This window comes from Candidatus Brocadia sapporoensis (assembly GCF_001753675.2).
GTDB lineage: Bacteria > Planctomycetota > Brocadiia > Brocadiales > Brocadiaceae > Brocadia > Brocadia sapporoensis.
In genome coordinates this window covers 1-10,238 of record NZ_MJUW02000041.1, presented here as the reverse complement: position 1 = coordinate 10,238, position 10,238 = coordinate 1, and the positions used below count along the sequence as shown (strand labels likewise).

At 45.5% G+C, this 10,238-nt stretch carries 10 protein-coding genes and 1 pseudogene; 6 read left to right on the top strand and 5 right to left on the bottom strand.

Annotated features, from left to right (window positions below; genetic code table 11):
• The 4 genes from BIY37_RS13820 to BIY37_RS03740 form a co-directional block, all read left to right on the top strand.
• Window positions 1–215: hypothetical protein (locus BIY37_RS13820; protein WP_230402427.1), on the top strand; the 215-nt coding region annotated here is incomplete at its 5' end.
• Window positions 212–790 carry a TetR/AcrR family transcriptional regulator gene (locus tag BIY37_RS03750; RefSeq protein WP_080324828.1) on the top strand — a complete coding sequence of 193 codons (579 nt, stop codon included), beginning with the start codon at window positions 212–214 and terminating at the stop codon, window positions 788–790. The genes BIY37_RS13820 and BIY37_RS03750, both read left to right, overlap by 4 nt.
• The gene (locus BIY37_RS03745; RefSeq protein ID WP_070066502.1) at window positions 787–1,953 is read left to right on the top strand and encodes an efflux RND transporter periplasmic adaptor subunit; all 1,167 of its coding nucleotides are present in this window, start codon (window positions 787–789) and stop codon (window positions 1,951–1,953) included. The genes BIY37_RS03750 and BIY37_RS03745 overlap by 4 nt, the downstream gene beginning before the upstream one ends.
• 4 nt (window positions 1,954–1,957) lie before the next feature.
• Entirely contained in the window at window positions 1,958–5,089 is a 3,132-nt protein-coding gene (locus tag BIY37_RS03740; RefSeq protein ID WP_070066501.1) for an efflux RND transporter permease subunit, read from the top strand.
• Window positions 5,090–5,337: 248 nt separating this feature from the next.
• Here the strand turns inward: BIY37_RS03740 and BIY37_RS03735 are convergent, their stop codons facing one another.
• The 5 genes and pseudogenes from BIY37_RS03735 to BIY37_RS14270 all read right to left on the bottom strand — a co-directional run.
• Complete coding sequence (locus BIY37_RS03735; protein WP_143299156.1) at window positions 5,338–5,745, bottom strand: VOC family protein; 408 nt, start codon at window positions 5,743–5,745, stop codon at window positions 5,338–5,340.
• A gap of 42 nt (window positions 5,746–5,787) precedes the next feature.
• Window positions 5,788–6,267: a Fic family protein gene (locus BIY37_RS03730; RefSeq protein WP_179129273.1), complete on the bottom strand. Its 480-nt coding sequence runs from the start codon at window positions 6,265–6,267 to the stop codon at window positions 5,788–5,790.
• A gap of 119 nt (window positions 6,268–6,386) precedes the next feature.
• Window positions 6,387–6,629, bottom strand: a complete 243-nt coding sequence (locus BIY37_RS03725) for a hypothetical protein (protein WP_143299155.1) — start codon at window positions 6,627–6,629, stop codon at window positions 6,387–6,389.
• A 238-nt stretch (window positions 6,630–6,867) separates the two neighbouring features.
• Window positions 6,868–7,389 (bottom strand): hypothetical protein, encoded by a 522-nt coding sequence (locus tag BIY37_RS13815; RefSeq protein WP_230402426.1) that lies wholly within the window; start codon window positions 7,387–7,389, stop codon window positions 6,868–6,870.
• A 36-nt stretch (window positions 7,390–7,425) separates the two neighbouring features.
• A pseudogene (locus BIY37_RS14270) lies at window positions 7,426–7,809 on the bottom strand (GNAT family N-acetyltransferase); the annotation flags it as partial.
• Between the two features lie 1,084 nt (window positions 7,810–8,893).
• On the opposite strand from BIY37_RS14270, the gene BIY37_RS03715 reads away from it, so the two are divergent.
• A complete protein-coding gene (locus BIY37_RS03715; protein ID WP_143299154.1) occupies window positions 8,894–9,082 on the top strand; it encodes a hypothetical protein in 189 nt (62 codons plus the stop codon).
• Between the two features lie 27 nt (window positions 9,083–9,109).
• Window positions 9,110–10,177 (top strand): NAD-dependent epimerase/dehydratase family protein, encoded by a 1,068-nt coding sequence (locus BIY37_RS03710; protein ID WP_143299153.1) that lies wholly within the window; start codon window positions 9,110–9,112, stop codon window positions 10,175–10,177.
• The last annotated feature ends 61 nt before the right edge of the window (window positions 10,178–10,238 follow it).

Genomic DNA, 10,238 nt, shown 5'->3' with positions numbered 1-10,238 from the left:
AATCATGTCATCCCTTCGGGATTTTCCCGTCTGCCCGTTTTCCCTATCGGCTCCTAACTATTCTGAGAAATTATTCTCTCTCACCATCCGTTTCTCTGAATAGTTACGGAATATTTCCTATTGACAAAAATCTTTTAAGACCTATTATGTGTGTAAGTAATTACTTACACAATAAATGTACCTTAAAGAAAGAAATTGTAAACCGAACATCATGAGGACAAAAGACAAAATTCTGGAAACAGGGCTGAGACTCTTTTCAAAAAAGGGCTATCTCGGTGCAACCACAAAGGAGATTGCAAAGGCAGCCGGTATTGCTGAAATTACCCTGTTCAGGCACTTTCCTTCAAAAGAAAAACTTTTTGAAGAGGTAATTAACACCCATTCATTCCTTCCCGCTCTTAAAGGCCTTCTTCCGGAGATCGCGGGGCTATCATATGAAGAAGGACTGGAACTGATTGCAAAAAGATTTCTGGATTCTCTCACAGAGAGAAAAGACTTAGTGCGGATAATGCATTCAGAAATGCATCGGTATACGGAAAAAATCCACAGGATTTACCATTCATTTATTGATGAAATGTTTAAAACCCTTGCATCCTATTTTGCGGAAATGCAGAAGAAGAGAATTTTGAGGGTTTTTGATACAGAGTTAGGGGCAAGGGTATTCCTTGGAATGTTCTTTTCATATTTCGATGCTGAGAATTTCCTGCTATTGAAAAAGTACCGGCGTACCGATACAGACATAATTGTCAGAGAATTTGTCACCATCTTTATCAAAGGAACGGAGAGATGAATTATTTTTTTATCATGAAATATGGTTTTATTTTGGGAATCGCATTTATTTTAGCTTCTTGTTCTTCCGGATCAGGGGAGAAACATATGATGCCAGCCGGTGTGCCGGTTACTGTGGCTGTTGCTGAACAAAAAGACATTCCCATTCAAATACACACCATTGGAAATGTGGAGGCTTATTCTACCGTATCGGTCAAGACGCGGGTTGAAGGAGAGATCTCTCGCATCTATTTCAAAGAGGGTCAGGAAGTGAAAAAGGGGGATCTCCTTTACATGATAGATCCCCGCCCTTTTAAGGCAATGCTTCAGCAATTCGAAGCCAGTCTGTTAAGGGATACCGCTCAGATGAAAAAGGCAGAGGCAGACGCACATCGTTACGAAGAGTTGCTGAAAAGTGGCGTGGTTTCTAAGCAGGAACATGACCAGTATCATACCGATTATGAAGCGCTCAAGGCGACGGTTAGCGCTGACGAGGCTGCTGTGCAAAATGCCAAACTTCAACTTGGATACTGTCATATCCGTTCCCCCATAAACGGGCGTATCGGAAAGCTTGAAGTTAATCAGGGGAATATTGTTAAAGATATCGATACCGTATTGGTGACGATTAATCAGACAAAGCCGATATACGTTGCTTTTACTTTACCAGAGCAGGAGGTATCAGAGGTCAGAAAATACATGGCGCAGAAAAATCTGGAAGTGCAGGCAATTGTTCCCGGAAGTAAAGTGAGCCCTGTTATCGGAGAACTGACCTTTATTAACAACGAAGTAGATAAATCTACGGGGACCATTCTGCTGAAAGCAGTCTATCCCAACGAAGATGAATTTCTCTGGCCGAAACAGTTTGTTAACGTGATATTAACGCTTACGACACAACCTAACGCAGTAGTGATTCCTTCTCAGGCGGTCCAGACAGGACAGGATGGCCTATATGTTTATGTCGTTAAATCCGACCTTACAGTAGAATATCGTCCAGTTGTTGTAGGAAATCGCATGGATCAGGAAATGGTCATTGCAAAGGGGCTTCGACCGGGAGAGAAAATAGTAACCGATGGTCAATTCCAGATTATCCACGGGAGTAAAGTGGAAATTAAAAACGATTTGGAATCTCTGACGCCAAACAGTTCCGATTTAGATAATCAAAAATCAGACAAGAGGGAGGAATGAATCCGTGAATATTTCAGGTCCTTTTATCCGTCGCCCTGTCATGACAACCCTCGTCATGATCGGGTTGCTTCTCTTTGGTGTTGCAGGATACAGATTACTACCGGTAAGCGATCTTCCCAACATTGACTTTCCTACGCTTCTGGTAAGCGCCAGCCTCCCCGGCGCCAGTCCGGAAACCATGTCTTCGTCCGTTGCGACCCCCCTGGAACGGCAGTTTTCTACTATAGAGGGTTTAGACTCTATGACTTCCACCAGTTCTTTGGGATCCACATTGATTACCCTCCAGTTTAGCCTGAGCCGGAATCTTGATGCAGCGGCTCAGGATGTTCAGACGGCTATAGCCCAGTCTACACCGTTTCTTCCTCAGGATATGCCTCAACCGCCCACATACAAAAAAGTAAATCCGGCAGACCAGCCTATCATGTATATTGGCCTGACTTCCCGGACACTTCCCCTGTGGGAACTGCATGATTATGCAGATATCATGATGGCGCAGCGCATCTCCATGACCAGTGGCGTAGCAGAGGTACAGATTTTTGGGCCGCAGAAATATGCCGTTCGTGCACAGCTTAATCCGCATGCGCTTGCCAGTAGAGGCATCGGAATCGATACTGTAGCAGAGGCGCTGCGCAATGCAAACGTAAACCTGCCTACGGGAGTCCTGTATGGACCACACAAGGCATTCACCGTCTTTGCTACCGGCCAGCTATTCAAAGCCAGTGATTACCGCCCTGTCATTGTAACGTATCGTGGCGGCTCGCCCGTACGCCTCGAGGAATTGGGAAGAGTTATTGACAGTGTTGAAAACGATAAGGCTGCTGCCTGGTTCATAGATCAAAACGGAAGCCAACGGGCAATCGTGCTGGCAGTCCGTCGCCAGCCGGGAACAAACGCAGTCGAAGTATCGGGCGCCGTCAAAAAACTTATGCCTGTTTTCCAGTCACATCTTCCTTCTTCGGCCGAATTGCATATCCTCTATGATCGCTCAGAATCAATCCTGAAGTCGATCAATGAAGTCAAATTTACTATGATCCTGACTTTAGTCCTGGTTGTCATGACGATATTGCTTTTCCTGCGTAATTTCTTTGCCACGGTGATTCCCAGCTTGGCGCTCCCGCTGTCTGTTGTGGGCACCTTCGCAGTGATGTATTTACTGAATTACAGTATGGACAACCTCTCCCTCGTTGCACTGATTCTTGCAATAGGGTTTGTGGTAGACGACGCTATTGTTATTCTTGAAAACATCGTTCGCCACATGGAGATGGGAGAAAAACCCTTTCAGGCAGCGCTAAAAGGGTCTCAAGAAATTAGTTTTACCATTTTATCCATGACGCTCTCGCTTGTAGCTGTGTTTATTCCTGTACTGTTCATGGGAGGTGTTGTTGGGCGATTGTTTCGGGAATTTGCTGTTACAATTTGTGTGGCGATTCTGATATCAGGATTTGTCTCCCTTAGTCTCACACCTATGTTATGCAGCCGTTTCCTGCGCCCGCCATCTGAAGAGAGACATGGGCGTCTTTATATGATTATTGAAAATGGTTTTAATCGCATATTGAAGGTTTATGAGCGGTCGCTCAGGCTGGCTTTACACCATCGTCTGATCACAATGGTAGTTTCTGGCGTCATCCTGCTGGCAACGGGATATCTTTTTGTAATCGTTCCCAAGGGTTTCCTTCCAAACGAGGATCAGGGAACAATTTTTGGTATTACCGAGGCGCAACAGGGGGTCTCTTATGACAAGATGGTGCAACTCCAGCAGGCGGTAGCTGATATTGTTAGGAGAAACCCAAACGTCAGAGATTTCTATTCAAGCGTCGGCAGTTCCAGTGTCACAGCCAGCTCTAATCAGGGCGTCTTATTTATCCATTTAAAACACGGCCCCGGGTTCCATCCGAGTTCCGAAAAGGTAATGGAAGAATTACGGCAAAAGCTTGCCATAATTCCTGGCATCAGGGTCTTCATGCAAGATCCACCCGAAATTCGTATTGGTGGTAAGATGACGAAAAGCCTTTATCAATTTACCTTACAAAGCCCGAATATCGAAGAACTGTATCACTATGCCCCGATACTGGAGGCCCAAATGCGTGATCTGCCGATATTGCAGGATGTAACCAGCGACCTGCTTATCAAGAATCCTCAGGTAAACGTTGTAATTCAACGGGACAAGGCATCAACACTAGGGGTGACGGCCAGGCAGATCGAAGATGCATTGCAAAGCGCTTATGGTAACCGGTGGGTTTCAACGATCTACGCATCGAATGATCAATATAAAGTCATTATGGAATTAGAACCGCAGTATCAGGTGAACCAGGAAACCTTGCAGATGCTTTATGTAAACTCGTCGAATGGGATTCCGGTTCCGCTATATGCGGTAGCGACGCTGACCGAGAATCTCGGCCCACAGACAATTAATCACCTGGGGCAGTTCCCTGCGGTAACGATTTCGTTTAACCTTAAACCGGGGGTTGCCCTCAGCACGGCTGTTGCGGAGGTCGACAAACTTTCCCGTAAGACCTTGCCTCCGGCTATCAGCACCAGCTTCCAGGGTACGGCCCAGGAATTTCAATCGTCGATGCGAGGGCTGGGAATGCTGTTGTTTCTTGCCATTCTGGTCATTTATATCGTACTGGGGATACTTTATGAAAGCTTCATCCACCCGGTAACCATTCTGTCCGGACTTCCCTCTGCCGGGCTGGGTGCACTCCTGACGCTTCTCATTTTCCATATAGAGTTGGATGTTTATGCCTTTGTAGGTCTTGTTATGCTGATAGGTATCGTTAAGAAAAATGCCATTATGCAGATCGATTTTGCCTTAGAAGCACAAAGGAATGATGGTAAGAGCCCGATGGAGGCTATATATCAGGGGTGTCTGATTCGGTTCCGTCCCATCATGATGACCACGATGGCTGCGCTCATGGGTGCTTTACCGATAGCCCTCGGCTTTGGCGCAGGAGCGCAGACGCGCCGTCCACTGGGACTTGTCATGGTAGGCGGACTGCTCTTTTCACAACTCGTTACCCTTTACCTCACCCCGGTATTTTACATCTACATGGATACCTTCCAGGGAAAGGTTCGAAAATTGTTTCAACGATCTTCAGGAAAGGAAATGATAGGACAACAGCCTGCAGAAATATAAATAAAATAAACCCTGACAGGATAGACCTACATATTTCAGATTTTTACCTTTTCGGGATTGTTCAGATTTGGAGAGATAGCGAGGCCTTTAGATGCGGTCCCTCTTCCATCGGATTCTCTGCCAAGAATCCACAAAAAACCGCATAATACATCATGCTGCAAGGCTAACATAAAGCGCTTTTCTTCATATCATTATGCTTTTGAAATAAGGAGGGATGCAGGGGGCAACGTTATTGCGGTTATACGGTCTTAAGATTTTTGTTTTATTTCAATCAGGTTGCCGGAAAAATCCTTGAGAAAGTATACGGTCTTCTCCTTATGTTTCCCGAGGATAATCTCAACATGTGACCGCTGTGCCTTTTCTGTTATCTCTGCGAAATTGTCCAGCATCAGGCCGAAATGGGTAAAATTAGGGTTGGCATGTTGAAAATCGGATATGAATACCTCAACCTTTAGCCCGGGTTTTTCAAATACCAGCGCTTTGATCTCCCGGGAAAGGGAAAACAATTGCTCCGAAAGTTCCGGAGGCAGGAGAATTTCTCTTGTCTTCTCAAGACCTAAAAAATCTTGATAGAACCGTATTGCCTGCTCTTCATTCTTATTTGTTATGCCAACGTGATTTAATTCCATGCCGTATTTTAGCTTTTTATTCTTCAATTTGCAAGCTCATGATGTCCGGGAACGAATCAGATTTGAGGGCTAGATTGCGTCTCCGAGTCGCCGGATCCATAATTTTTGAAGCGGGCTGAGATCTCCTGCGTCGCCGGCCCGCAGGGCTTCAAGATATTTACGACGCCTCTCAGGGTCTGTGGGCGCGGTTTCAACAGGGGGCAGGGCAAGTCTGTAAAGAAGTACGGCCAGCACCAGACGGCCGATACGGCCGTTGAAGTCTTTGAAAGGATGAATCCACTGAAATCGCCAATCCACCCAGGCGAGAAACTCCGCCATATCGGGCAGATCTTCGTCATCCACATGCCGCAACCGCTCAGCCAAATCATCGCAGAAAGAGTGCACGAGAACCGGCACTTTGTAATAAGGCGGAGGCTCCAGCGTCCCGACCTTCACATCCGTTGTCCGAAACCGGCCAGACCATTCGGGAAAGAGATGTCCGGCAAGTTCCCGGTGTTTCTGGCAGAGCCACTCAGGGGTAATGACGATCTCATGGGGTAAAGTTTGCAAAAGCTGATCAAGTATCCGGGCAAGTGATACGGCCAACTTCTCTGAGACTTCCGTATAGGTAAAAGTCCCCTCCGTCGTTTCAAACGACCGGGTTGATCCTAGGTGTCCTGTTTCTTCACTCATGTGTCCGATTGATTTAATAGAAATTTAAGACGAGCTTCGGTAATCGGTTCACCTTCAAATGTCATTGATTGGGCAACTCGTTCCAGCAGGGCTTCCCGATGAGCGGCAATGACCGTGCCCGGTGTCTTGTGCTGTGCCCGCCATTGACGAAACTTAGTTGCTAATGCGTCGACATCGATGGGCTCGCTACTCTTTGCTGTCACAGCATTAATTTTTGCATGGCTCCGAGTTTCTGACATCACGTTCGTTACAGAAGAGACCGACTTCATGACGTTAATGATAAGGAAATTGCTTTTTTATTCTGAGGCAATGGTAAAGAAAGATAAAAAAGAATGCAAGTTTTTTTTATTCTCTCCAGCTACTGTGAACGCCAAAAATGATTATCCCGTGGGACGCTTTGAGGAGTAACGGCTCTGTCGAAGTAAGATGATTGGACAGATTCAGGAATTGAGCTTCTTATCGTAATCTATACACATGTTAGCGCCAGTCGTCGATCACATATACCTCAGGCCGGTTGTAACCCGGGTCATCGGGTCGATGCATCGTTACGCCCTGAATGTCCGTGCGAAAGCCTCGCTCGAGCATTTTACGATAAGCCTGACGTCGTGCTGTACTGACACCAGCTTCGAGGAGTGTCATACTCTGTGTGGCTGCCAAGGCCTCGCACCCGTCCAGCAGACGATCAAACAGCGCTCCGCCTGTTGGTCCGGATTGCACCGCACCAAACTTGACGTAGCATTTATTGTGCCCTGCCTCCGTATTGGGACCACAGTGGCAGACCGCAAAACCCATTAATTCCCGACCATTCCAGAGCAGTACCGTGTCACCCAGACCTTGTGCAGAGACGGCGCGGATTTCCAGTTCCACATCCAATCCTGCGTACAAGGTATCTGTCAACGTGTGACATGCCCGCAGACATGCCTCACGTTCACTCTCAGGCAACGCAGAATACGTTGACCATTGAGAAGGGCTTGTGGGTGAATGCACCGGCTTTGACATGATCGCAGTCAGAAACCGCGGCAGGAAGCCATAGTGTTGATACAAACCGATGTGTTTTGGGCTTTGGGCAAAAGTGAAGAGACCCGCATGTGTTACATGCCACCTGTCAAAGCATTCCATGGCGGGGGCAATCAACTGCTTGCCAATACCACGATCCCACAGATCGGGGTGCACGGTAATCGGACCGAAGAAACCCACGCTACCCCAACGGGTAACAAAATTCGATCCGACAAGCATACCGTCCATCTCAGCGACAAAGGCTGTGGCCGGGTCTGTATGCCAACGGGTAGTCGCATAGTCACGATCAGCACGAAACTGCTCCGGTTCAGGAACACCGAGGAACGTGCCGAATGCGAGGGCGATAATGCGTCTTGTGGCCGGGAGATCACGCTCTGTCAAAAGGCGAATGGTAGCGTTCATCACTTTTCCTCCTTCAGTTGCGCAGAAAACGTGCAAGGGCATAAAACGCCCCATTGGTTTTAGCGTATCGGTGAGAAAGCTCGTCTGGGTTCAGGCAGTTGTTTGCCCGTGTTGCTACTATATTTTTCCCATGAAATATTCTTTTTGTTCTCAAACGAATATCAATTCAATGCGGTTGTCATGAACAATAACGTGAACCTTTTATCCCGGTGAGAGCAGAAGTGTCTCTCTGATTTCACTCGGTATAACAATTTGATATGTGAGGAATATTATAACATGTTTTATATCTGGTCTTCATCAACCTTCTTATTTTAATACAGTTTATCAATCAATAGGGGGGATCAAGGTGCTTTTTTATTTATATATAAAATAGGTATTGAATTGGTTCAGTAAAGGAAATGGCTTACGAGTTAACACAGACAGTAACTAATCTATTAAAGAGTTGAGGCCTCCATTTTTTTTGATTGAACCGATAACAAAATTCATCGGACTATGTCCTCGGTTACAGGGTGGCACTGACAAACAAAGTTTGTCAGTGTGATATATTCCAAATCCGTGTGTATACTTAAACCGTATGGGCAAACAAGTTTGTCGTTCGATGGATCCTTCTGCAGGCTCAGGGTGTAGCGCAGTGCATGATGATCCTGTCGAACCATCACGACGAAGTCCATGCCATGCAGTAACCTGTTTAAATAAAATGAAAGTTCCTAGACAATCAAGATATGTTTGTAAATGTTTTTTCCCGAATCTACCGATTGATTTCCTCTCACATTCGTCTTTGCAGTATTACCGTGTAAAATCTTTTTTTGGAAATTTTTTTATACCCCCCCTCGCCCTTCTAAACTTAGTCGTGAGCGCTCAGCCGAACGATAAGGAGGATTTGGTTGCGGCTTTGCTGCGTTATGAGGCGGTCAATGGTTGCACTTTCCACTTTATCTACTACAGCCTTTTGGCAAAGCCAACAGCATCTCCATGGGTAGATGCTTCAATAATTACAGATGTTTTCGAAGTACCATGACCGCGAGAAGAAGATAAAAGGAATCGGAGAAAGGTATTGAATATTTGAATGGGGTGGGGTAAACTAATGGCGAAAACAAAGGGTTTTGTCAGAAACAAGACGGCAAAAAGGACGAATGTTTGGCACAACAATAAAACAGACAAAGGACATTGGATAGGAAATGAGAATGGGATTCGGGCAGCAACGCAAGCTGGGAATCATATCGATATCAGATCTCCCGCCTGTTTCTTTGACTACATGGGAGATGAACCATAAAAATAACATAAAACAAAAGTGTAAGGAATGATAAATATTCTGGTTACCGGCGGTGCTGGTTTTGTGGGTTCTTATCTGTGCCGGATGTATAAGGAAAGATACCCGTCTGCCAACATTGTTGCTTTGGATAATCTCCATAGAAGAGGGTCTGAGTTTAATTTAAAAGATTTTAAAGACAGGGGTATTCGATTTATTCATGGTGATATCCGGTGTCAGGGAGATCTTGATGCAATTGAAGGCGTTTTTGATTTGTTCATTGAGGCATCTGCAGAGCCTTCTGTTGTTGCCGGTTTAAACCGCCCCGATAATTATGCTATTCAGACCAATTTAACGGGCACTATAAATTGTTTGAATTTTGCATTAAAGAATGCTGGACACTTCATCTTCTTGTCTTCATCCAGGGTTTATTCCATTGACCCTTTGCTTAACATCCCTCTCAAGGAAGGAGACTCGCGCTTTCACATTGATTCTCCTAAGGCTTTTATGAGGGGATTATCAACTCAAGGTATCAATGAGGAATTTCCTACCAATACAGCCCGATCCCTTTATGGAGCTACAAAACTAGCCTCGGAACTTCTGATACAAGAATATGTGAGGGCCTATGGTCTGAAAGCGGTAATCAATCGCTGCGGTGTCATTTGCGGCCCTGGGCAATTCGGCAAAGTCGAACAAGGGGTTTTTACCCTGTGGGTGGTCAACCACTACTTGAAAAAATCTTTAAAATACACTGGCTTTGGCGGGAAGGGAAAACAGGTCAGAGACATTCTTCATCCCAAAGACCTTTTTGAAGCGCTAAGTCTTCAAAATGAAAAAACAGGCGTCCTTTCTGGTGAAATTTTTAATCTTGGAGGCGGGCTGGATATTTCTGTAAGTTTGCTTGAGTTAACGCAAATTTGCAAGGAGATCACTCAAAATGAGGTGCCAATAAACAGTGTCCAGAACACCTTGAGTGTGGATATCCCATTTTACGTCACAGATTACAGAAAGGCGACACAGGCTTTTGGCTGGCAACCGAAATGTTCCGTAGAAGATACCGTTAAGGATATTTATCGTTGGATTGTTAAAAATGAAGACTTTATTCAATCAATTTTTTAAATACAACCTAAATTCTGCAAACGATTTTCGCAGTGCGAAAATCGACCTTCTGTAATACCCT

What these genes read in the sequence shown, in the direction of transcription:
- BIY37_RS03745 (WP_070066502.1), top strand. Translation starts at nt 787, where the DNA reads ATGAATTATTTTTTTATCATGAAATATGGTTTTATTTTGGGAATCGCA.
- BIY37_RS03725 (WP_143299155.1), bottom strand. Translation starts at nt 6,629, where the DNA reads ATGTCAGAAACTCGGAGCCATGCAAAAATTAATGCTGTGACAGCAAAG.
- BIY37_RS03710 (WP_143299153.1), top strand. Translation starts at nt 9,110, where the DNA reads ATGATAAATATTCTGGTTACCGGCGGTGCTGGTTTTGTGGGTTCTTAT.
- BIY37_RS03750 (WP_080324828.1), top strand. Translation starts at nt 212, where the DNA reads ATGAGGACAAAAGACAAAATTCTGGAAACAGGGCTGAGACTCTTTTCA.
- BIY37_RS03715 (WP_143299154.1), top strand. Translation starts at nt 8,894, where the DNA reads ATGGCGAAAACAAAGGGTTTTGTCAGAAACAAGACGGCAAAAAGGACG.
- BIY37_RS13815 (WP_230402426.1), bottom strand. Translation starts at nt 7,389, where the DNA reads ATGTCAAAGCCGGTGCATTCACCCACAAGCCCTTCTCAATGGTCAACG.